This window comes from Frigidibacter sp. MR17.14, assembly GCF_037095735.1.
Classification (GTDB): domain Bacteria; phylum Pseudomonadota; class Alphaproteobacteria; order Rhodobacterales; family Rhodobacteraceae; genus Frigidibacter.
In genome coordinates this window covers 152,733-174,628 of the sequence record NZ_JBAWKD010000003.1, presented here as the reverse complement: position 1 = coordinate 174,628, position 21,896 = coordinate 152,733, and the positions used below count along the sequence as shown (strand labels likewise).

Here is a 21,896-nt window from a genome sequence, read left to right as displayed (position 1 = left end):
CCCGGTCTAGCGCGCCGGGCGGGGCGGCTCAATGGCCGCCCGGATCGGTCTGGGCGCGCGGCGCGGTCGGGGCGGTACCCTGACCGCGGCGGGCCTTCAGCGAGGCCTCGAGGAAGGCGCGCCCGCGCATCTCGGCAAGGCGCAGCCGGATCGAGGTCATGAACGCCTCCTGCAGCGTCGGCGACAGCGCGCCGACGGTGCGGGAGACCTTGTCATAGAAGCGGTCGTCGCCAAGCTCGTCCTGCGCGGCCAGCACGTCGCGGGCCAGCGCATCGCCGAGATCATCGACGAGCGCCACTTACCGCGACCCTTCGGTCAGCCGGCGCGCGACATAGTCGCTGACATGGCCGATCATCGGCGCCATATGCGCCTCGTCGTCCTTGAAGAAGTGGTCGGCGCCCTCGATCACCTCATGGCTGATGGTGATGCCCTTCTGCTCGCGCAGCTTGCCCACCAGGCCCGAGACATCCTTCGGCGGCGCGACGCGGTCGGCCGAGCCGTTGATGATCAGCCCCGACGAGGGGCAGGGTGCCAGGAACGAGAAGTCGTACATGTTCGCCGGGGGGGCGACCGAGATGAAGCCGGTGATCTCGGGCCGGCGCATCAGCAGCTGCATCCCGATCCAGGCCCCGAACGAGAAGCCCGCGACCCAGCAGTGCTTCGAGTTCGGGTTCATCGCCTGCAGGTAATCCAGCGCCGAGGCGGCGTCGGAAAGCTCGCCGATGCCCTGGTCGTATTCGCCCTGGCTGCGGCCGACGCCGCGGAAGTTGAAGCGCAGCACCGTGAAGCCGAGGCGATGGAACGCGTAATGCAGGTTGTAGACCACGCGGTTGTTCATCGTGCCGCCGAACTGCGGATGCGGATGCAGCACGATGGCGATCGGCGCGTCACGGTCCTTCTGCGGGTGGTATCGGCCTTCCAGTCGGCCCTCGGGGCCGGGGAAAATCACTTCGGGCATCGCGCCTGCTCTGTTGCGGGGCCGGGAGAGCGCGTCAATCTTGACGCTTTCGCTCGGCTACCCTAGAAACGTTCTAAAGAGCCCGCGGACGGGTTCTCGTGCGGGTTGCAGTTAAGCGGGCCTGTGCATGGCGTCAATGTTCTTGCGTGCGTTTGCCGGCCGGCGACGCGCGGGAAGGGCTTGCGGGGAAAGGCGGATCGGGAATGAAGCTTTCGACCAAGGGGCGTTATGCGATGGTGGCGCTGGCGGATCTTGCGACCGCGGGGGCCGGCAAGCTGACGACGCTGGCCGAGATCTCGGAACGGCAGGACATCTCGCTGCCCTATCTGGAACAGCTGTTCGTGAAGCTGCGCCGGGCGGGGCTGGTGGACTCGGTCCGCGGCCCGGGCGGCGGCTACCGGCTGGCGCGGGCGCCCGAGGCGATCCGGGTGTCCGAAGTGCTGGAGGCGGTCGAAGAGACGGTCAGCGCCATGCACACCGGCGCAGGGGCCACGGGCGGCGTGTCGGGGACGCGGGCACAGTCGATGGTGAACCGGCTGTGGGAAAGCCTGTCGGCGCAGGTCTATGTCTTCCTGCACGCGACGACGCTGCAGGACGTGGTGAAGAACGGGCTGAAGCCCTGTCCGGCGGTGCCCTCGCTGTTTCGCGTGGAAGACTGACGCAAGGCCGGGGCTCTGCCCCGGACCCCGGGATATTTGAACCAGCAAGAAAGAGGAACGTGACGTGGCCGCTCGGGTCTATCTGGACTGGAATGCGACGGCACCGATGAGGCCGGAGGCGCGGGCGGCGATGCTCGCGGCGATGGATCTTGTCGGCAATCCGTCCTCGGTCCATGCCGAGGGGCGCGCGGCCAAGGCGGCGCTGGAAAAGGCGCGCGAGGCGATTGCGGCGGCGCTGGGGGCCGAGGGCGCGGATCTGGTCTTCACCTCGGGCGCGACCGAGGGCGCGGCGCTGGCCATGGCCGGGAAGGGCCTCGCCACGGCGGCGGTCGAGCATGATGCGGTCGCGGCCTGGGGCGCGGGCGGGCTTGCCGTCGATGCGGGCGGGCGGGTCGCGGTGCCCGATCCGGCGGCGGCGGCGCTGCAGCTGGCGAACTCCGAGACCGGCGTGCTGCAGGACCTGCCAGAGGGGCTGGCGCTGTCGGACCTGACGCAGGGGTTCGGCAAGCTGCCCGTCGCCTTCAACTGGCTGGGATGCCGGATGGGGCTGGTTTCGGCGCACAAGCTGGGCGGGCCGAAGGGCGTGGGCGCGCTGGTGATCCGGCGTGGCCTGGATGTCGCGGCGCAGCTGAAGGGCGGCGGGCAGGAGATGGGCCGGCGGGCCGGGACCGAGAACCTGATCGGGATCATGGGCTTCGCGGCGGCGGCCGAGGCCGCGGCGCGCGAGCTGTCGGACGGCGTCTGGGAGCGGGTCGCCCAGATTAGAAATATTCTAGAAGAGGCGGTGGTATCCGCCGTGCCAAATGTTACATTTGCGGGGAAGCAAAGCCCGCGCCTGCCCAACACCTCGACGCTGGTCCTGCCCGGCTGGAAGGGCGAGACGCAGGTGATGCAGATGGACCTCGCGGGCTTCGCGGTCTCGGCCGGTTCCGCCTGTTCCTCGGGCAAGGTCCGCGCCAGCCGCACGCTGGCGGCGATGGGCTTCGACGACACCGCCGCCGCCTCGGCGATCCGGGTGTCGATCGGGCCCGCGACGACCGAAGACGAGGTCCTGAGATTTGCCGAGGCCTGGGGACGGGCCGCGCAGCGCCACTTGGCGCGCGCCGCTTGAGAAAACAGACGAATATCGCGCCGCAAGGTGCTGAAACAGAACGGATACGACATGATGCTGGATGAAAAGATCGACGCCAATCCCGAGCTTGAAGTGCGCGAGGGTGTCGACCGGGAAACGGTCGAGACCGTCCAGAACATGGGCGCCTACAAATACGGCTGGGAAACCGAGATCGAGATGGAATACGCCCCCAAGGGCGTGAACGAGGACATCGTTCGCCTGATCTCGGCCAAGAACAACGAGCCCGAGTGGATGACCGAGTGGCGCCTGCAGGCCTTCGCGCGCTGGAAGGAGATGGAGGAGCCGAAATGGGCGATGCTCCATTATCCCGAGATCGACTACCAGGACCTGTACTACTACGCCAAGCCGAAGAGCATGGCGGTGAAGCCGAAGTCGCTGGACGAGGTCGATCCGAAGCTGCTCGCCACCTATGAGAAGCTCGGGATCCCGCTGAAGGAGCAGATGATCCTGGCCGGGGTCGAGGGCGCGGAAAGCGCGCCGGCCGAAGGCCGCAAGGTCGCGGTCGACGCGGTGTTCGATTCGGTTTCGGTGGGCACCACCTTCCAGAAAGAGCTGGAGAAGGCCGGGGTCATCTTCTGCTCGATCTCGGAAGCGATCCAGAAGCACCCCGAGCTGGTGAAGAAATACCTCGGCTCGGTCGTGCCGCAGTCCGACAACTACTTCGCCACGCTGAATTCGGCGGTCTTCTCGGACGGGTCCTTCGTCTACATCCCGCCGGGCACCAAATGCCCGATGGAACTGTCGACCTATTTCCGCATCAACGCCGAGAACACCGGGCAGTTCGAGCGCACGCTGATCATCGCCGACAAGGGCGCCTATGTCAGCTACCTCGAAGGCTGCACCGCGCCGAAGCGCGACACCGCGCAGCTGCATGCCGCGGTGGTCGAGATCGTGATCCTCGAGGATGCCGAGGTGAAATACTCGACCGTCCAGAACTGGTTCCCGGGCGATGAAGAGGGCAAGGGCGGCATCTACAACTTCGTCACCAAGCGTGCCGATTGCCGCGGCGACCGGGCCAAGGTGATGTGGACGCAGGTCGAGACCGGCTCGGCGATCACGTGGAAATACCCGAGCTGCATCCTGCGCGGCAACGAGAGCCAGGGCGAGTTCTACTCGATCGCGATCGCGAACAACATGCAGCAGGCGGACACCGGCACCAAGATGATCCATCTTGGCAAGAACACCCGCTCGCGCATTGTTTCGAAAGGGATTTCCGCCGGCAAGGCGCAGAACACCTATCGCGGTCTGGTCAGCATGCACCCGAAGGCGAAGGACAGCCGCAACTACACGCAGTGCGACAGCCTTCTGATCGGCGACAAGTGCGGGGCGCACACCGTTCCCTACATCGAGGTCAAGAACAACTCGTCCCGCGTCGAGCACGAGGCCACCACCTCGAAGGTCGATGACGAACAGCTGTTCTACTGCCGCCAGCGCGGCATGGACGAGGAAGAGGCGGTGGCGCTGGTCGTCAACGGCTTCTGCCGCGAGGTTCTGCAGGCGCTGCCGATGGAATTCGCGATGGAAGCCCAGAGCCTCGTGGCGATCAGCCTCGAAGGCTCGGTGGGCTGAGGCGCGCGCGCCAAGGGTGAGGGCATGAGCTTCGATGGGTTGGTGGCAGAGCTTCGGGCGGATTTCGCCACGGCAGCGCCGGCGGACCGGGATCTGGCTGTCCAGATCTTCGGCATCCGCCATGCGGCCGAGCTTGGGCGTCACAGCCCCAATGCCATCGCCCATGCCGCGACCGGGCTCGAGTCTTACGGGATCGAGATCCGCCGCGGCATGCGCCTTGCACCTTACGTCCTTCTGAGGGTCCGGAAGTGAGCGACAGCCTTGACCTGACCCTGCCCGAGCGGCCCGAGTTCGCCTTCCCGGCGGCCGAGGGCGAGCGGCTGCGCGCGGCCTATGCCGCGGCGGGGGTGATCCTCGAATACGGGCCCGGCGGCTCGACCGTGCTGGCGGCGGGGATGGAGGGCAAGCGGATCACCGCGGTCGAGAGCGACCCCGAGTGGATCGCGCGGATGAAGGACTGGTTCGCGGCGCATCCCGGCGCCTCGGCGGTGGAGTTCCACCATGCCGAGATCGGCGCGACGGCCAATCGCGGCGTGCCGGTCGACGACCGGCGCTGGCGCAGCTTCCATCGCTATCCGCTGGGGGTCTGGGAGCAGGACGGGTTCGAGCATCCCGACGTGGTGCTGATCGACGGACGGTTCCGCGCCGGCTGCCTGCTGGCCACCGCCTTCCAGATCCGGCGCGAGGTGACAGTGCTGTTCGACGACTACGGCGACCGCCCGCGCTACGCCGAGGTCGAGCGCTGGGTCGAACCCGACGAGATGTGCGGCCGGATGGCCGTCTACAGGCTGGTGCCGCGCATGTTCCCGGTGAGGGATCTGGCGGCGATCATGGAGATGATGACGCGGCCGCTGTGAGGCGCGCGTCGGTTTGAAGATATCGCGGGGGCAGACCCCGCACGACAGATGACTGAAAGGACGAACATGCTGGAAATCCGCAATCTTCAGGTGAAGCTCGAAGACGAGGACAAGCAGATCCTCAAGGGGCTCGACCTGACCGTCGAAGCCGGCAAGGTGCATGCGATCATGGGCCCGAACGGCTCTGGCAAGTCGACGCTGTCCTACGTGCTGTCGGGCCGCGACGGCTACGAGGTCACCGGCGGCGAGGCCACGCTGAACGGCGAGGACCTGCTGGAGATGGAGCCGGAAGAGCGCGCCGCGGCGGGCCTGTTCCTGGCGTTCCAGTACCCGGTCGAGATCCCGGGCGTGGGCAACATGACCTTCCTGCGCACCGCGGTGAACGCCCAGCGCAAGGCACGCGGCGAGGACGAGATCAGCGCCGCCGACTTCCTGAAGCTGGTGCGCGAGAAGGCCAAGACGCTGAACATCGATGCCGAGATGCTGAAGCGCCCGGTCAACGTCGGCTTCTCGGGCGGCGAGAAGAAGCGCAACGAGATCCTGCAGATGGCGATGCTCGAGCCGAAGATGTGCATCCTCGACGAGACCGACTCGGGGCTCGACGTCGACGCGATGCGGCTGGTGGCCGAGGGCGTGAACGCGCTGCGCGACGCGGGCCGGTCGTTCCTCGTCATCACCCACTACCAGCGGCTTCTCGACCACATCAAGCCGGACGTCGTCCACATCATGGCCGATGGCCGGATCATCAAGACCGGCGGTCCCGAACTGGCGCTGGAAGTCGAGCAGAACGGCTATGCCGACCTCCTGGCCGAGGTGAAGTGATGGCGGCGCCGAAACTGAAGGACGACCGCCGGGCGGAGGCGACGGGCGCGCGGATCGCGGCAGCCCCGGCCCCCGCCGGCGGCTTCACGGCCGAGGCGCGCGCGGCCGCACTGGCACGGCTGACCGCAATGGGCCTGCCGGGCCGTCGCGACGAATACTGGCGCTACACCGATCCGGCGGCGCTGGTCGCGACCGAGGTCGCGGCCTCGGCCCCGTTCGGGGAAGAGGCCGGGATCTTCGACGCGACCGACCGGCTGCGCGTGGTCTTCACCGACGGCGTCTTCGATGCCGAGGCGTCGGACGCGCTGGAGGGCTCGGGTCTCGAGATCGCGCGGCTGGCCGAAGCCGATGGCGCGGCCGACATCCATTGGGCCAAGGGGATCTACGGCGTGCTGGAAGCCGCCGGCCAGTCCCCGGTCGAGCGGCCCTTCGCGGCCTTCGGCACCTATGCCGCGACCGATGGCGTGCTGATCCGCGCCACCGCCAAGGCCGCGCGCCCGGTGGCGATCGAGTATCGCCAGACCGAGGGCGCGGCCGAGGTCGTGCTGCACCATCTGGTGAAGGTCGAAGAGGGCGCCGAGGTCACGCTGCTGGAAACCGGCACCGCCGCGGCGCGCTTCGTTTCGGTGATGGAGGTCGACGTGGCCGCGGGCGGCCGCTTCCACCACATCCGGGCGCAGGGCCGGGCCCATGACCGCCGGGCGGTGACGCATGTCTTCGCCCGCATCGCGGAAGGCGCGCTCTTCAAGAGCTTCACGCTGGCGATGAACGGCCGGCTGACCCGGAACGAGGCGGTGCTGGACATCGTAGGCGACGACTGCCTGGCGCATGTCGCGGGGGCGGCTGTCGGCGACGGCGCGGACTTCCTGCATGACGACACCGTCTTCATCACCCATGGCGCCGTCGGCTGCGAAAGCCGGCAGGTGTTCAAGAAGGTGCTGAAGAACGGCGCGACCGGCGTCTTCCAGGGCAAGATCCTTGTGAAGGAGGGCGCCCAGAAGACCGACGGCTACCAGATCAGCCAGTCGCTGCTTCTGGACGGCGACAGCCAGTTCCTGGCCAAGCCCGAGCTCGAAATCTATGCCGACGACGTGAAATGCTCGCACGGCTCGACCTCGGGGGCGATCGACGACACGGCGCTGTTCTACCTGCGCTCGCGCGGGGTGCCGCTGGCGGATGCGCAGGTGCTGCTGGTGCTGTCGTTCCTGGGCGATGCCATCGCCGAGATCGAGGATGCCGATCTGCAGGCCGCGGTGGTCGAGCGGCTTGAAGGCTGGCTGATCCGGCACCGCTGATGGGCCTGGGGACCGAGATCGCGGCGCTCTGGCGGGGCCCGCGTACCGCGATCCGGGCCCGGCTGGCCGAGGGGGTGCGCGAGGATCGCGCGCTTGCGCGTCTGGCGGGGGGGTGCCTTGCGCTTTTCATCGCGCAATGGCCGGCGATGCTGCGCGCGGCGGCGCTCGACCCTTCGGTGCCGCTTGAGGCGCGGCTGGGCGGTGCGCTGCTGGGGATCCTGTTCCTGGCGCCGCTGGCCTTCTATGCCCTGGCCGGTCTCAGCCACCTTGCCTTGCGCGCCTTCGGCGGGCGGGGCAGCTTCTACGGGGCGCGGCTTGCGCTCTTTTCCGCGCTTCTCGCCGTGTCGCCTCTGGTCTTGGTGCAGGGGATCGTGGCAGGTGTCGCGGGGCCGGGCGCGCTTGCCGCCGGGACCGGGATCGCGGTGCTTGCCGCGTTCCTGGGTCTTTGGGGGGCAGGGCTCGGCGCGGCGGAATACGAGAGGGCGTGATGTCGGTCGATCTTGCGGGACTTCTGGGGCTGGCGCGGCTGTCGGTGGCCGAACCGCGGCGCGCGGCGCGGTTCCTGATCGCCTCGGACCTGCCGATGCAGGCGCGCTGGCTGGCGCTGGCGACGGTGGTCGTGGTCTCGGTCCTGCTGGCGCAGGCGACGATGATGCTGGTCGGCGCGATCCCGGTCGATGGCGAGGCGCCCTTGAGCGCCGCGCTGACCACCGGCTTCGTGCAGGCGGGGGTGATGCTGGTGATCTCGGGCGGGATCGCCAGGGTCGGGCAGGCGCTTGGCGGCCGCGGGGAGTTCCCCGATGCGCTGCTGCTGGTGGTCTGGGCCGAGGTGACGCTGCTTCTGCTGCAGCTTGCGCAGCTGGTGCTGGGGCTGGCGATCCCGCTGCTGGCCGACCTGCTGCTGGTTGCGGGCATGGTGATCTTCTTCTGGCAGCTCACCCAGTTCACGATGGAGCTGCACGGTTTCAAGAGCCCGGTGAAAGTGTTCTTCGCATTGGTGGCCGGGTTCTTCGTGGCCGGGCTGGTGATGCTGACGCTGCTGGGCATGGTCGGGCTGGCGCCCGGCGGCATGGGTTTCTGAACGAAGGAGGGCCGGGCGATGACTGGCTATGACGTCGAGGCCGTGCGCCGCGACTTTCCGATCCTGTCGCGGACGGTGAACGGCAAGCCGCTGGTCTATCTCGACAACGGCGCCTCGGCGCAGAAGCCGCAGGCGGTGATCGATGCCGTGGTGCAGGGCTACGCGCAGGATTACGCGAATGTCCACCGCGGGCTGCATTACCTCTCGACCGTTTCAACCGAGAAATACGAGGCGGTGCGCGGCAAGATCGCGCGCTTCCTGAACGTGCCCGACGAGGACGAGGTGGTCTTCACCTCGGGCACGACCGAGGGCATCAACCTCGTGTCCTACGGCTGGGCGGCCCCGCGGCTGCAGGCCGGCGACGAGATCGTGCTGTCGATCATGGAACACCATGCCAACATCGTGCCATGGCATTTCCTGCGCGAACGGCAGGGCGTGGTGCTGAAATGGGTCGAGTGCGAGGCCGACGGCAGCCTCGATCCGCAGCGGGTGATCGAGGCGATCGGGCCGAAGACGAAGCTGGTCGCCGTGACCCATATGTCGAACGTGCTGGGCACGCTGGTCGACGTGGCCGCGATCTGCCGCGGCGCGCGTGAAAAGGGCGTGCCGGTGCTGGTCGATGGCAGCCAGGCCTCGGTCCACATGCCGGTCGACGTGCCGGCGATCGGCTGCGATTTCTACGCGATCACCGGGCACAAGCTTTACGGCCCCTCGGGCTCTGGCGCGATCTGGATCTCCAAGGAGCGGATGGCCGAGATGCGGCCCTTCCTCGGCGGTGGGGACATGATCCACGAGGTGTTCCGCGACGAGGTCACCTATGCCAAGCCGCCGATGCGCTTCGAGGCCGGCACCCCCGGCATCGTCAACCAGATCGGGCTCGGCGTGGCGCTCGACTACCTGATGGGCCTTGGCATGGCCAATGTCGCCGCGCACGAAGCCTCTCTGCGCGACTATGCGCAGGCGCGGCTGTCTGGGCTGAACTGGCTGAACATCCAGGGCAACGCGCCGGGCAAGGGGGCGATCTTCTCGTTCACCCTGCAAGGCCCGGCCCATGCCCATGACATCTCGACCGTGCTCGACCAGAAGGGCGTCGCCGTGCGCGCCGGCACCCATTGCGCGATGCCGCTCTTGCAGCACATGGGGGTGACCGCCACCTGCCGGGCAAGCTTCGGGCTTTACAACACGCGGGCCGAGGTCGACGCGCTGGTCGAGGCGCTCGAACTCTGCCACGACCTCTTCAGCTGAAGATCCCGGCGCCGCGCCTTCCGGCCGGCGCCGCACGCCTCCGGCGGGGATATTTGGACCAGTAAGAAATCCGCTTTCTCATCGGCGCAAATATCCCGGGGGAGGCCCGCAGGGCCGGGGGCGGAGCCCCCTTTTCAAACCCCGCCGTCAGTCCTCGTCTTCCCAATCGCTGCCGATCGGCTCGCGGTCGCGGGCGCGTTCGGTCTGCGCCATCTCGCGGATCTCCTGCTTGTCCTCGGATGTCGCATCTTCCGGCAGGTCGCCCTTCTCGACCGGTTCCAGCTGCAGGCTGAACAGCATCGGGAAATGGTCCGAGCCCACATGCTCCAGCCGCCGCATGTCGACCAGCCGGAACCGCGGATCGTGGAACATGTGGTCGAGAGGCCAGCGCAGGAACGGGTAGCGCGCATCGAAGGTGTTGAAGAAGCCGCGCCCGACGCGCGGGTCGAGCAGCCCCGACAGCCGCTGGAAGCGCCGCGTGGTGTGCGACCAGGCCACGTCGTTCAGGTCGCCCGCGACCACGGCGGGCAGCGGGTCCTTCTCGGCCTCGATCCCGACCATGCCGATCTCGGCGTCGCGCCCCTCGCTGTCGTGATAGGGCACCGGCGGTTCGGGGTGGACGATGTACAGGCGGAAATGCTCGTCGTTCTGCAGCGCGATGCGCGCCCGGATCGAGGGCACGCCCTCGAGCAGCAGTTCGCGCACCTCGTGCTCGTAGATCTCCAGCCGCGACTGCAGGGTGATGCCGTAGCCGTTGTCCTGCGGTAGCATCACCCGGTGCGGATAGCTGTCGTGCAGGACCGCCAGCGCCTCGGCCCAGCCCTCGTCGGTCTCGAGCCCGATGACGATGTCGGGGTCTTCGCGGCGGACGGCGGCGATCAGGCGGTGATAGTCGCGGTTCGACTGCTTCACGTTGCAGGCGAGGATGGTCATCTGCCGTTCGGTGGCCGGGGCCGAGGGGCGGTGCGACTGGCGGCGCCAGAGCGGGGTGAAGGGCAGGATCAGCGCCGCCTGCGCCAGTGCCGCGACGACGAGCGCCCCGGCCCAGGCGAGGTTCCAGGGCGCGGGTTCGGTCCACCAGATCAGCGCCGCCAGCACAAGGCACAGCGCGAAGGCCTGCAGCCGCGGGAAGTCGAGGCTGCGGATGGCGCCGTGGGGGATGCGCAGGAAGGAGGCGGCGGTGACCAGGATCATGACGGCCCCCGCAAGACAGAGCGCCCAGTCCGCGATCGTGGCGAGCATTGCCGGTTCCTTTCTGCTGAGTCACGTGCGGAAAGTGAACCGTTCAGTCGGTTTGCGGTTCCCGGGAAAGGCTGCTTGCAGCGGCCCTGCGGGCCCGCTATACGAGGCGCAACGCACCCGTAGCTCAGCTGGATAGAGCGTTGCCCTCCGAAGGCAAAGGCCACACGTTCGAATCGTGTCGGGTGCGCCAGCTTCCCCCATCGCCGTGATTCACCGGCCTGTCCTTGTGGGATCGCCTGGCTTTCGCGCCCTGCGCGGGCTGCGACTCATGCTGCGGTGTCACCGATCCTCGACCGGTTCCGGGGAAATCGTTGCCGGAGCGCTTGGCTGTCGGGCGATGTTTTCCGAATTGTTCCGGCGGTTTCCGCAATCCTGCGCCGTTTATGACATTTTCTGGACGCGCCTTGCCGCGCCGGCACTCTGGGCCACGGGGGTGAGCCAAGGGAGGACGCTGTTATGCGGTTCGGTGGTGCGGCGCTGGTCGCGGCGGTGGTGGTGATGTCGGCCGGGGCGTGCTCTGCAAGCTCGATTGGGGCGGGCTTCGGCTTCGATCCCGGCAAAGAGATCAAGTCGCTGTTCCCGTCCAAAGAGGACGGCAAGGGTAGCAAGCTGTTCGGTTTCGGCGACAAGGACTTCGGCTTCAGCGGCAAGCACGACAAGCCCGACTTCAAGACCGGCTGGGACTGGAAGGACAAGGATCAGCACGAACATCACCCGGGCAAGGGCGACGACTGCGAGCCCGAGGATCCGGCGCCGGTGCCGCTTCCCGCGGCCGGCCTGCTGATGCTCGGCGGTCTTGGCGGGCTTGCGGCCCTGTGCCGCAAGCGGCGGGGCTGAACCTCGGGCGGACAAGCGAAAGGGGCCGGCATCGGCCGGCCGCCTGATCAGATGGCGCCGCGGGCGGGCGGGGCTCAGTCCTCGGCGTTCGCCTCGGCGCGCGACTTGCCCGAGACATCCATCGCCAGGGTCGCGGCCATGAAGGCGTCGAGATCGCCGTCGAGTACGCCCTGCGTGTCCGAAGTCTCGTGCTGGGTGCGCAGGTCTTTGACCATCTGGTAGGGCTGCAGGACGTAGCTGCGGATCTGGTTGCCCCAGCCGGCATCGCCCTTGGCCTCGTGCTGGGCATTGATCTCGGCGTTGCGGCGGTCCAGCTCCAGCTGGTAGAGCCGCGCCTTCAGGGCGTTCATCGCCGCCTCGCGGTTCTGGTGCTGCGACTTCATCGACGAGGTGACGACGATGTTGGTGGGCAAGTGGGTGATCCGGACCGCAGAATCGGTGGTGTTCACGTGCTGGCCGCCGGCACCGGACGAGCGGTAGGTGTCGATGCGGATGTCGTTCGCCGGGATGTCGATCTCGATGTTGTCGTCGACGACCGGATAGACCCAGACGCTGGCGAACGAGGTCTCGCGCGTGCCCTTGCCGAAGGGCGAGATCCGCACCAGCCGGTGCACGCCCGATTCCGACTTCATCCAGCCATAGGCATTCGGACCCGAGACCTTGTAGGCCACCGACTTGATCCCGGCTTCCGACCCGGCTTCCTCTGACTGAAGCTCGACGCTGAAGCCACGCTTCTCGGCCCAGCGCACATACATCCGCTGCAGCATCTCGGCCCAGTCGCAGGCCTCGGTGCCGCCGGCGCCGGCGTTGATCTCGAGGAAGCAGTCATTGCCGTCGGCCTCGCCGTTCAGCAGCGCCTCGAGCTCCTGCTGGGCGGCGAAGTCCTTTAGGTCGCGCAGGGACTGCTCGGCGTCAGCGACGATCTCCTGATCGTCCTCCATCTCGCCCAGCTCGATCAGCTCGATGTTGTCCTTCAGCCCGCTGTCGATCTTCCGATAGGTCTCGATCTGGCCCATCAGCGTGGTGCGGTCGCGCATCAGCTTTTGCGCGCGCGCAGGATCCGACCACAGGTCGCCATCCTCGATCATCGCGTTCATCTCTTCCAGCCGGTGCGGCGCCGTTTCCCAGTCCATGCGCTGGCCCACGAGCTTCAGCGACTTGCGGATCGCTTCGCAGATGTTCTGGATCTCGGTGCGCATGGGGTGGGGCCTCTCGGATGGTCAGCGCCGGACATAGTCGCTGGGGCGCGCAGGGGCAAGGGTGCGAGCACCGCCGCAGGCCCGTCCGAAGGCGCCTCCGGCGGGAGTATTTGGGCCAAGCCGAAAGCGCATTCGACTTGGCTCAAATACTCCGGGGGGGGGGACCGCAGGTCCGAGGGGGCAGCGCCCCCTCCCTCGGTCTGTCTCAGTAAAGCCCGCCGGAACTCAGCGTGCCGAAGTTGGCCTTGCCCGGGATCACCGCCTGCTTGCCGGACGAGGTGGTGACGGTACGGCCCTCGCCGCCGCCGGTTTCGCCATAGCCGTACAGCGGCAGGTTCTGACCCATCGCGAAGCCGCCGTCGACATAGGAGCCGATCATGCCGAACGGGTCCTCGCCCTCGCGGAAGTATTCGGCGACGACGTTCGGGCCAGAGGCGTTGTCGGGCAGACGCGCGCCGGTGAAGCGGTCGATCTTCACGAAGTAGCCGCCTGGGGGCACGGCGAACTTGCCGCCGCCATACTTCTTGATCGCCTCTTCCATGAACGCCTGGAACACCGGCCCGCAGGTCGAGCCGCCGCCGGCCGAGCCGAGCGAGCGGGGATTGTCGTAGCCGATGTAGCAGCCCGCGACGAGGTTCGACGAGAAGCCGATGAACCAGACGTCCTTGCTGTCGTTGGTGGTGCCGGTCTTGCCGGCGATCGGCACCGGCAGGTGGATGCCGCGCGCGGTGCCGCGCTGGACCACTCCTTCCATCATCGAGGTCAGCTGGTAGGCGGTGATCGCGTTCATCACCCGCTCGCGGTTCGAATCGATCCGCGGCGGCTGGCCGGCGGGCAGGGTGTCGTTGCCGCAGGTCTCGCAGATCCGCTGGTCGTGGCGATAGACGGTGCGGCCCCAGCGGTCCTGCACGCGGTCGACCAGCGTGGGTTCGACCCGCTCGCCGCCATTGGCGAACATCGCATAGGCCGCGACCATCTGGAACAGCGTCGTCTCCTGCGAGCCGAGCGCGTTCGCAAGGAACGGCTTCATCGGGTTGTAGACCCCGAAACGCTCGGCGTAGCGGGCGACGGTGTCCATGCCGACTTCCTGCGCGATGCGGATCGTCATCAGGTTCCGCGACTGCTCGATCCCGGTGCGCATCGGCGTCGGGCCGTAGAACTTGTTCGAGGCGTTCTTTGGCCGCCACAGGCCCTGCGGCGTGTCGACCTCGATCGGGGCGTCGACGACGATCGTGGCGGGGGTGAAGCCCGAGTCGAGCGCCGCGGCATAGACGAAGGGCTTGAAGGACGAGCCCGGCTGGCGCATCGCCTGCGTCGCGCGGTTGAAGACCGAGGACTGGTAGGAGAAGCCGCCCTGCATCGCGACGACGCGGCCGGTCTGCACGTCCATCGCCATGAAGCCGCCCTCGACCTCGGGCACCTGGCGCAGGGTCCAGCGGATCAGGCTGCCGTCGCCGTCCTTGGTCATCCGCCGCACCAGCACCACGTCGCCGACATCGACAAGGTCGCTGACCTGGTTCGCGCGGGGCCCGAGCGAGCCGTCCTCGCGGCGCTTGCGCGCCCAGGTGACGTCGTCGGCGGGGATGGTCACCGTCTCGCGGAAGCCCTCGACGCCCAGCGTGCCATCCCGATCGCCGAGCGACAGCACCACCGCCGGGAACCAGCCGTCGACGTCGCGCGGCGCGCCGCTGTTCGACAGCGCCTCGCGCCAGCCGTCTTCGGTCTTCAGCGCCTCGGCGGGAAGCTTGATCCCGGTGCCGCGCCAGATGCCGCGGTTGCGGTCGATCTTCTCGAGCGCCGTCTGCAGCGATTTCGCCGCGACGTCCTGCATCTCGGGGTCCATCGTCGCGCGGATCGACAGGCCGCCGCCGAAGAACTCGTCCTGCCCGAAGCTGCGCGACAGCTGGCGGCGGATCTCGTCGGTGAAATAGTTGCGCGGCGGCAGCTGTTCGCGGAAGGCCGGGAAGTCGCCGCCCTGCACCGAGCGGATCGGCAGCGCGACCTCGTGCTCGTAAGTGGCTTGGTCGATGTAGCCGTTCTGCTCCATCTCGCGCAGCACGTAGTTGCGCCGGGCAAGCAGCCGGTCGTGGTTGCGCACCGGGTGGAAGTTCGAGGGCGACTGCGGCATCGAGGCCAGCATCGCCGCCTCGTGCGGGGCGAGTGCGGCCAGCGGCTTGTTGAAATAGACCTGCGCGGCCGCGGCGACGCCGTAGCTGTTCTGGCCCAGGAAGATCTCGTTCAGATACAGCTCGAGGATCTTGTCCTTCGACATCGCCTGTTCGAGCTTGGTGGCGAGGATCAGCTCCTTCACCTTCCGTTCGGCCGAGCGCGAGCTGTCCAGAAGGAAGTTCTTCACGACCTGCTGGGTGATGGTCGAGGCGCCGCGGACGCTTTCCCCGCGTGAGGCCACCGCCTGGAAGGCTGCCGCGGCGATGCCGCCGGCGTCGAAGCCGTGGTGCTGGTAGAAGTTCTTGTCCTCGGCCGAGATGAAGGCTTCCTTGATCAGGTCGGGAATGTCCTCGGCCGGCACGAAGACCCGGCGTTCCTCGGCGAATTCGTCGATGATCCGGCCCTCGCCGGAATAGATCCGGCTGATGGTCTTGGGGCTGTACTGGGCGAGCTGCTCGTGGCTGGGCAGGTCGCGGCTGTACATCCAGAAGATCGCGCCGACGGTCAGCGCGCCGAAGGCGGCGCCGATGGTGACCAGCGTGAAGAGGGCGCCGACGATGTTCAGCAGGAAACGGATCACGGGGGACGGACTCCGGGTCTTGGGTGGGCCCCCTATACAGGCGGGCGCGGGGGCGGTCAAAGCAACTCCCCGTCAAGCGCCGGGGCAGGGAAAGGTTGCGCGGGGGCGGGACTATTGTCGCAGAAGCCGCGCCTCTGCGGCATCGGCGGCGCCCCAGTCGTCCAGCGCCTTCAGCACCGCAGCCGCCGCCCGGCTGCGCCAGGCCGGATCCGAGATCTGCCGGCGGTCCTCGTCCGAGGACAGGAACCCCAGCTCCAGCAGCGCCGAGGGGATGTCGGGCGCCTTCAGCACGGTGAAATCGGCGCGCTGCACCGGGTGGGTATGGGTCCGCAGCCCCGCGGCCTTCAGGCTGGTCGCCAGCGCCTGCGCGAGCCGGGCCGAACGCGGGGCGGTTTCGGTCCGGGCGAGGTCCATCAGCACGCCCGCCACCTCGTCGTCATGGCCCTCCAGATCGACGCCGGCCAGCAGGTCGTCGCGGTCGTGGCGCTCGGCCAGCTGCTCGGCCGCCTGATCGGCGGTGCCGGCGGCCAGCAGGTAGACGGTGGCGCCATGCGCCTCGCCCTCGGGGATCGCGTCGGCATGCAGCGACAGGAAGAGGTCCGCGCCCCAGGCGCGCGCCACCGACAGCCGGGTTTCCAGCGGCACGAAGACATCCTCGTAGCGGGTCATCTCGACCTCGATGCCCGCGCGCAGCAGCAGGTCGCGCAATTCGAGCGCGAAGCTCAGCACCAGCGGCGCCTCGTCGAGGCCGCCGGCCTGCGCCCCGGGGTCGAGGCCGCCATGCCCGGGGTCGAGCAGCACGCGCAGCGGGCGGCTGCCGTCCTGCCGGGGCAGGCCGGGGGCGACGACGGCCGGGGCGGGCAGGGCCCAGGGACCGGCACTCGCCTCGGGACCGGCGGCTGCGGCGGCGAGGCCTGCGGCATCGGTGGGCACCAGCCGCAGCAGGATCCGCGTGGGCTGCGTCTCCTGCCAGGCCGAGGCCACCAGATAGGGGGCGTCAAGCTCGGCCACCAGTCGCGACCAGCCGGGCCGGAACGCGCCCCAGCGCAGGGTCTTCACATGGGCCGAACGCAGGATCTGCGCGGGGTCGATGCCGTCGAACTGCACCTCGCGGAAGTCCATCACCAGCCGCGGCGGGTCGTCCATGACGAAGACCCGGAACGGCACCGGCTGGCTGAGGCCGAGCCGCGCGGTGATCGCGCCCTCGGCATCCGCGATCTCGGACCGCGTGGGGTCGAGCCGCGCCAGCGCCGTCAGCTCCTGCCCCTGCGGGGCGGGGCGGGTCTGCGCGGGGTGGCTCTGGGCCGCGGCAAGCGTGGTCGAGCCCAGCAGCAGCGAAAGGGCAAGGGCCGTGCGGATCATCCGCGCTGGGCCATGAAGCGCTGCAGCCGGTCGAGCCCCTCGGCGATGTCGGCGGTCGAACGGGCGTAGGAGAAGCGCAGCGTCGATCCGCCGCGATGGGGATCGAAGTCCAGCCCCGGCGTCACCGCCACCCCCGCGCCGTCGAGGATCTCGGCCGCGAAGGCGCGGCTGTCGGTCGTCAGTTCGGACACGTCAGCGTAGATGTAGAAGGCGCCGTCGGGCGGCGCGATGCGGGTGAAGCCGGCCTTGGGCAGCCCCTCCAGCATCAGCCGGCGGTTCTGGGCATAGACGGCGCGGTTCGCCTCCAGTTCGTCCACGCAGTCGAGCGCGGCCAGCGCCGCCACCTGGCTGGCATGCGGCGGGCAGATGAACATGTTCTGCGCCAGCCGCTCGACGGTGCGGACCTGCGCCTCGGGCACCACCATCCAGCCGATCCGCCAGCCGGTCATCGAGAAATACTTCGAGAAGGAGTTGATGACATGCACCTCGTCCGAGATCTCGAGCGCCGAGACGGCGCGCGCGCCGTAATGCAGGCCGTGATAGATCTCGTCCGAGATGAAGGCGGCGCCGCGGGCGGCGGCGGCCTCGATCAGGCCGGCCAGCGCCGGGCGGTCGAGCATGGTGCCCGAAGGGTTGCCGGGCGAGGCGACGATCAGGCCCTGGATGTCCTCGGCCGCGGCGACGGCGGCGGGGACGGGCTGGAGCCGGTCCTCGGCGCGGCTTGGCAGGCCGACGGGGGTCAGGCTCAGCGCCTTCAGGATCTGGCGATAGCTCGGATAGCCGGGTTCGCCCAAGGCCACCCGGTCGCCCGCGTCGAAGAGCGTGGTGAAGGACAGCAGGAACGCGGCCGAGGACCCGGCGGTGACGATCACCCGCTCGGGGTTCAGATCGACCCCGTACCAGCGCCGGTAGAGCTGGGCGATGCCCCGGCGCAGCGCCGGCAGGCCGAGCGCGACGGTGTAGCCCAGCGCGTCCTCTTCAAGCGCGCGGGCGAGGGCGGCGCGGGCGGCGGCGGGGGCGGGGGTCGCGGGCTGGCCCACCTCCATGTGGATGATGTGACGGCCCGCGGCCTCGGCCTGCCGGGCGGCCTCCATCACGTCCATCACGATGAAGGGATCGACATCGCTTCGCCTTGATACGCGCATATTCGCTCTCCATGCTCGGCCCCGCTTGTTCCCGCTTGGGCGGGCTTCGTCAACCCGGCCCGCTGTCGCGGCCGCGGACGGCGCCCGGGCCGGCTTGCAACAGGACCGGGCGCATGCGATCCCGAGGACCGAACCGCGGCACCGCCGCCGAGAGGAAGGAAGACGGATGTCCCTGCCGAAGATCGCCGCGCCGCTGCTTGCGCTGACCCTTGCTGCCGCCGGTGTCTCTGGCCCGGCGCTGGCCTTCGACATCACCAAGATGACCCCCGCCGAAAGCGCCGCCTTCGGCACTCAGGTGCGCGACTACCTGGTGAAGAACCCAGAGGTGATGCTGGACGTGATGTCGGCGCTCGAGGCGAAGCAGGCCCAGCAGCAGGCGCAGTCCGACAGCGACATCATCGCCGCCAACGACGCGCAGATCTTCAAGGACCCGGCCTCGTGGGTCGGCGGCAATCCGGACGGCGACATCACCGTGGTCGAATTCCTCGACTATCGCTGCGGTTACTGCCGCAAGGCGCATTCCGAGGTGCAGGAGCTGGTGAAGTCGGACGGCAACATCCGCTACGTCGTCAAGGAATTCCCGATCCTCGGGCCCGACAGCATTACCGCCTCGCGCTTCGCGATCGGCGTGCTGCAGACCGCTGGTCCCGAGGCCTACGAGAAGCTGAAGAACGCCTTCTACACCTCGTTCCGCGGCGAGATGACGGTCGATAACCTGAAGGCGCTGGGAACCTCGCTGGGCTTCGACCCGGCGCCCGCGGTCGCGCGGATGAACGCGCCCGAGGTCGAGGCGGTGATCAAGGCCAACCACGAGCTGGCGGGCAAGCTGCAGATCCAGGGCACGCCGACCTTCGTGCTGGGCGACCAGATGCTGCGCGGCTACCTGCCGCTGGACGGCATGCGCCAGGTGGTGGCCGAAGTGCGCGGCTGACGCGTTCCGCAGGAAACAGGGTCGGGGGGCCTGCGAGGCCCCCTGCAGACTGTCTCTTGCCCCCCCGGCTCTGGCGCCTCTGACCTGGCTTGGACGCGGTTCCTGCGGGCGCAAATGTCGCGGGCGCGCAGCCCGCGCCCCCGGATGCTTGCAGCGCGGGGGGCGCTGGCTTATAGCGGGCCGCAACGGGGACCTCGCACCGCGGTCCGGCGGAGCTCCGCCCGGGCCGCGGTCGCTGTCGTCCCGCGACCCGCCGACGATCCGTCTGCGACCCGAAGGATGAGCCATGGCACCGCGCCGCAAGAAGATCTACGAGGGCAAGGCGAAGATCCTCTACGAGGGCCCCGAGCCCGGCACCCTCATCCAGTACTTCAAGGACGACAGCACCGAGATCCCGGCGCACCGCAAGGCCTCGATCGAGGGCAAGGGCGTGCTGAACAACCGGCTGTCCGAGTTCTTCATGCAGGGCCTGACCAACATCGGCGTCCCGAACCACTTCATCCGCCGCGTGAACATGCGCGAGCAGCTGATCCGCCAGGTCGAGATCATCCCGCTGGAAGTGATCGTGCGCAATTTCGCGGCCGGCAACATCGCCAAGCGCCTCGGGCTGGAAGAAGGCACGCCGCTGCCGCGCCCGATCGTGGAATACAGCTACAAGTCAGACGATCTCGGTGATCCGATGGTGTCCGAGGAATACATCGTCGCCTTCGGCTGGGCCAACCAGCAGGATCTCGACGACATCGTGGCGCTGGCCCTGCGGGTGAACGACTTCCTGTCGGGGGTCTTCTACGGCGTCGGCATCAAGCTGGTGGACTTCAAGATCGAGATCGGCCGGATCTGGGATGGCGACTTCATGCGCCTGATCGTCGCCGACGAGATCAGCCCCGACTGCTGCCGGCTGTGGGACGTGAAGACCGGCGAGAAGCTCGACCGCGACGCGATGCGCCAGCAAGGCGCGGGCCCGATGGCCGATCCCTATACCGAGGTCGCGCGGCGCCTGGGCGTGCTGCCGACCAATGTCGGGCACGGCGGCAAGCCGACGCTCATCAACTGACTGACCGCCACGAAGGAGACTGGCCGATGAAGGCGCGGGTGCATGTGATGCTGAAGGACGGCGTTCTCGATCCCCAGGGCGAGGCCGTGCGCCATGCGCTGGGCACGCTCGGGTTCGCGGGCGTCGAGGCGGTCCGCCAGGGCAAGGTGATCGAGCTCGACCTGGCCGCGACCGACCGGGCGGCCGCCGAGGCCGAGGTGAAGGCGATGTGCGAGAAGCTGCTCGCCAACACCGTAATCGAAAAATACACCATCGATATCGCCTGACCGGACAAGGAGGAGGGCGCGGTCTTCGCGTTCAATCGCAAGACCGGCCTGCAACACCATGATGATGCGCGGAATTTCCGTCTTCTTCCTTGCGGTGACGCTGGCGCTGCCCGCCGCCGCGATCGAAACCTGCGCCTCTGGCACCGGCGTGGTCACGCCGGACGGCCGGTCCTCGACCGTGCTGGGCGCTGAGGGCGACCTGTGCCGGGTGCAGGCGCCCGATGGCGCGGTGAGCCTTGTCGCCCCCGAGGCGCTGATGCCCGATTTCGGCGCGGTCGAGACGGTGGCGACGCCGGTCGCCGGCGATGCCGACCTCGTCACCGGCTACTACGTCTGCGGCGAGGAGGCGACGGGCTTCGAGGTCGAGATCTCGGACGAGGGCACCTACAGCCAGGACGGCGCGGTCGCCGGCAAATATGCAGTGGCCGACGGCAAGGTGACCTTCAAGGGCGGTGCGCTCGGAGGCAAGGTGCTGGCGGTGTCGGGCGGCATGCTCGCCCTGCCGCAGGACGGCGGTGCGCCGCTGGCCTGCGAACTGGTCGAGGAATGAGCCGGACGTCCTGAAAGCTCGGCCGCCGCGCGCCGGAAACGGTCAACCGATGTGCCACGGGGCCCGCCACTGGCGGGCCCTTGCATTTTTACCCCTCGGTCAAACCTTTGGGCGCAGGCTGGTCCGGTGCGGGGGCAACTGCCCCTAGCGACGCAGGGGGAGCCGATCCACGACCTGTGGGCCTCTTGCGGCCCCCCGCGCGGATGCATAAGACTCCTTCAAGACTACGGGACTAACACCTCTCCGGGCCGGGTCCGGGGCAAGAGAGAAGGCAGGCGGCGGCATGAAAGACCCCATCGATCTCTACATGAACACGCTCGTCCCGATGGTGGTCGAACAGACCAGCCGCGGCGAGCGCGCCTATGACATCTATTCGCGGCTCCTGAAGGAGCGGATCATCTTCCTGTCGGGCCCCGTGCACGACGGCATGTCGACGCTGATCTGCGCGCAGCTGCTGTTCCTCGAGGCGGAGAACCCCTCGAAGGAAATCTCGATGTACATCAACAGCCCCGGTGGCGTCGTCACCTCGGGCCTGTCGATCTACGACACGATGCAGTACATCCGGCCCAAGGTCTCGACCCTGGTGATCGGCCAGGCGGCCTCGATGGGCTCGCTGCTGCTGACCGCTGGTGAGAAGGGCATGCGCTTCAGCCTGCCCAACAGCCGCGTCATGGTGCACCAGCCCTCGGGCGGCTACCAGGGCCAGGCGACGGACATCATGATCCACGCCCGCGAGACCGAGAAGCTGAAGCGCCGGCTGAACGAGATCTACGTGAAGCACACCGGCAACGACTATGCCACGGTCGAGGCGGCGCTCGAGCGCGACAACTTCATGTCGGCCGAGGAAGCCAAGGGCTGGGGCCTGATCGACGACATCCTCGCCGATCGCGGCAAGGTCGAAGAGAAGAAGTAACGTTTCGCGGCGCTGCGGCCACAGCCGCCG

General features: G+C 68.4%; 23 protein-coding genes and 1 tRNA gene. 17 read left to right on the top strand and 7 right to left on the bottom strand.

The genetic code is table 11. The features are described from left to right. Positions 1 to 28 precede the first annotated feature (28 nt). Positions 29 to 298, bottom strand: a complete 270-nt coding sequence (locus V8J36_RS09475; protein ID WP_336467047.1) for a hypothetical protein — start codon at positions 296 to 298, stop codon at positions 29 to 31. Next, positions 299 to 958, bottom strand: a complete 660-nt coding sequence (locus V8J36_RS09470; RefSeq protein ID WP_336467046.1) for an alpha/beta hydrolase — start codon at positions 956 to 958, stop codon at positions 299 to 301. A gap of 203 nt (positions 959 to 1,161) precedes the next feature. Between V8J36_RS09470 and V8J36_RS09465 the strand changes: the two genes are divergently transcribed. The 10 genes from V8J36_RS09465 (at position 1,162) to V8J36_RS09420 (ending at position 9,618) form a co-directional block, all read left to right on the top strand. Beyond that, on the top strand, positions 1,162 to 1,617 hold the full coding sequence (locus V8J36_RS09465) for an Rrf2 family transcriptional regulator (RefSeq protein WP_336467045.1): 456 nt from the start codon (positions 1,162 to 1,164) through the stop codon (positions 1,615 to 1,617). Between the two features lie 64 nt (positions 1,618 to 1,681). Continuing rightward, positions 1,682 to 2,728, top strand: coding sequence for a cysteine desulfurase family protein (locus V8J36_RS09460; protein WP_336467044.1), 1,047 nt, complete (start codon positions 1,682 to 1,684; stop codon positions 2,726 to 2,728). A 54-nt stretch (positions 2,729 to 2,782) separates the two neighbouring features. After that, positions 2,783 to 4,318 carry a Fe-S cluster assembly protein SufB gene (sufB, locus tag V8J36_RS09455; protein WP_336467550.1) on the top strand — a complete coding sequence of 512 codons (1,536 nt, stop codon included), beginning with the start codon at positions 2,783 to 2,785 and terminating at the stop codon, positions 4,316 to 4,318. A gap of 24 nt (positions 4,319 to 4,342) precedes the next feature. Continuing rightward, on the top strand, positions 4,343 to 4,570 hold the full coding sequence (locus tag V8J36_RS09450; RefSeq protein ID WP_336467043.1) for an HTH-like domain-containing protein: 228 nt from the start codon (positions 4,343 to 4,345) through the stop codon (positions 4,568 to 4,570). Further along, positions 4,567 to 5,175, top strand: a complete 609-nt coding sequence (locus V8J36_RS09445) for a hypothetical protein (protein ID WP_336467042.1) — start codon at positions 4,567 to 4,569, stop codon at positions 5,173 to 5,175. The genes V8J36_RS09450 and V8J36_RS09445 overlap by 4 nt, the downstream gene beginning before the upstream one ends. A gap of 66 nt (positions 5,176 to 5,241) precedes the next feature. Beyond that, positions 5,242 to 5,997 carry a Fe-S cluster assembly ATPase SufC gene (gene sufC / locus V8J36_RS09440; RefSeq protein WP_336467549.1) on the top strand — a complete coding sequence of 252 codons (756 nt, stop codon included), beginning with the start codon at positions 5,242 to 5,244 and terminating at the stop codon, positions 5,995 to 5,997. After that, on the top strand, positions 5,997 to 7,292 hold the full coding sequence (locus V8J36_RS09435; RefSeq protein WP_336467041.1) for a SufB/SufD family protein: 1,296 nt from the start codon (positions 5,997 to 5,999) through the stop codon (positions 7,290 to 7,292). Before sufC ends, V8J36_RS09435 begins: the two co-directional genes overlap by 1 nt. Beyond that, positions 7,292 to 7,780, top strand: coding sequence for a YIP1 family protein (locus tag V8J36_RS09430; RefSeq protein ID WP_336467040.1), 489 nt, complete (start codon positions 7,292 to 7,294; stop codon positions 7,778 to 7,780). The genes V8J36_RS09435 and V8J36_RS09430 overlap by 1 nt, the downstream gene beginning before the upstream one ends. Then, on the top strand, positions 7,780 to 8,373 hold the full coding sequence (locus tag V8J36_RS09425) for a YIP1 family protein (protein WP_336467039.1): 594 nt from the start codon (positions 7,780 to 7,782) through the stop codon (positions 8,371 to 8,373). Before V8J36_RS09430 ends, V8J36_RS09425 begins: the two co-directional genes overlap by 1 nt. An 18-nt stretch (positions 8,374 to 8,391) precedes the next feature. After that, positions 8,392 to 9,618: a cysteine desulfurase gene (locus tag V8J36_RS09420; RefSeq protein ID WP_336467038.1), complete on the top strand. Its 1,227-nt coding sequence runs from the start codon at positions 8,392 to 8,394 to the stop codon at positions 9,616 to 9,618. Positions 9,619 to 9,765: 147 nt separating this feature from the next. Here the strand turns inward: V8J36_RS09420 and V8J36_RS09415 are convergent, their stop codons facing one another. Next, positions 9,766 to 10,860 carry an endonuclease/exonuclease/phosphatase family protein gene (locus V8J36_RS09415; RefSeq protein ID WP_336467037.1) on the bottom strand — a complete coding sequence of 365 codons (1,095 nt, stop codon included), beginning with the start codon at positions 10,858 to 10,860 and terminating at the stop codon, positions 9,766 to 9,768. A gap of 113 nt (positions 10,861 to 10,973) precedes the next feature. On the opposite strand from V8J36_RS09415, the gene V8J36_RS09410 reads away from it, so the two are divergent. Together V8J36_RS09410 and V8J36_RS09405 are read left to right on the top strand one after the other, a co-directional pair. After that, positions 10,974 to 11,050, top strand: a tRNA-Arg gene (locus V8J36_RS09410). Between the two features lie 266 nt (positions 11,051 to 11,316). Further along, entirely contained in the window at positions 11,317 to 11,697 is a 381-nt protein-coding gene (locus V8J36_RS09405) for a VPLPA-CTERM sorting domain-containing protein (RefSeq protein ID WP_336467036.1), read from the top strand. Positions 11,698 to 11,771: 74 nt separating this feature from the next. Here the strand turns inward: V8J36_RS09405 and prfB are convergent, their stop codons facing one another. The 4 genes from prfB to V8J36_RS09385 form a co-directional block, all read right to left on the bottom strand. Beyond that, positions 11,772 to 12,896: a peptide chain release factor 2 gene (gene prfB / locus V8J36_RS09400; RefSeq protein ID WP_336467035.1), complete on the bottom strand. Its 1,125-nt coding sequence runs from the start codon at positions 12,894 to 12,896 to the stop codon at positions 11,772 to 11,774. A gap of 205 nt (positions 12,897 to 13,101) precedes the next feature. Beyond that, positions 13,102 to 15,645: a penicillin-binding protein 1A gene (locus V8J36_RS09395; protein WP_336467034.1), complete on the bottom strand. Its 2,544-nt coding sequence runs from the start codon at positions 15,643 to 15,645 to the stop codon at positions 13,102 to 13,104. Between the two features lie 111 nt (positions 15,646 to 15,756). Beyond that, positions 15,757 to 17,007 (bottom strand): N-acetylmuramoyl-L-alanine amidase, encoded by a 1,251-nt coding sequence (locus V8J36_RS09390; protein WP_336467033.1) that lies wholly within the window; start codon positions 17,005 to 17,007, stop codon positions 15,757 to 15,759. Further along, a complete protein-coding gene (locus V8J36_RS09385) occupies positions 17,004 to 18,152 on the bottom strand; it encodes a pyridoxal phosphate-dependent aminotransferase (protein WP_336467032.1) in 1,149 nt (382 codons plus the stop codon). The genes V8J36_RS09390 and V8J36_RS09385 overlap by 4 nt, the downstream gene beginning before the upstream one ends. A gap of 166 nt (positions 18,153 to 18,318) precedes the next feature. Between V8J36_RS09385 and V8J36_RS09380 the strand changes: the two genes are divergently transcribed. The 5 genes from V8J36_RS09380 to V8J36_RS09360 all read left to right on the top strand — a co-directional run bounded on the left by V8J36_RS09380 (position 18,319) and on the right by V8J36_RS09360 (position 21,866). Then, positions 18,319 to 19,083, top strand: a complete 765-nt coding sequence (locus V8J36_RS09380; RefSeq protein ID WP_336467031.1) for a DsbA family protein — start codon at positions 18,319 to 18,321, stop codon at positions 19,081 to 19,083. A 286-nt stretch (positions 19,084 to 19,369) separates the two neighbouring features. Continuing rightward, a complete protein-coding gene (gene purC / locus V8J36_RS09375) occupies positions 19,370 to 20,137 on the top strand; it encodes a phosphoribosylaminoimidazolesuccinocarboxamide synthase (protein WP_336467030.1) in 768 nt (255 codons plus the stop codon). 26 nt (positions 20,138 to 20,163) lie between these two features. After that, complete coding sequence (purS, locus tag V8J36_RS09370; RefSeq protein WP_336467029.1) at positions 20,164 to 20,403, top strand: phosphoribosylformylglycinamidine synthase subunit PurS; 240 nt, start codon at positions 20,164 to 20,166, stop codon at positions 20,401 to 20,403. Between the two features lie 58 nt (positions 20,404 to 20,461). Then, the gene (locus V8J36_RS09365) at positions 20,462 to 20,953 is read left to right on the top strand and encodes a hypothetical protein (RefSeq protein WP_336467028.1); all 492 of its coding nucleotides are present in this window, start codon (positions 20,462 to 20,464) and stop codon (positions 20,951 to 20,953) included. Positions 20,954 to 21,236: 283 nt separating this feature from the next. Beyond that, positions 21,237 to 21,866 (top strand): ATP-dependent Clp protease proteolytic subunit, encoded by a 630-nt coding sequence (locus V8J36_RS09360; RefSeq protein WP_336467027.1) that lies wholly within the window; start codon positions 21,237 to 21,239, stop codon positions 21,864 to 21,866. The last annotated feature ends 30 nt before the right edge of the window (positions 21,867 to 21,896 follow it).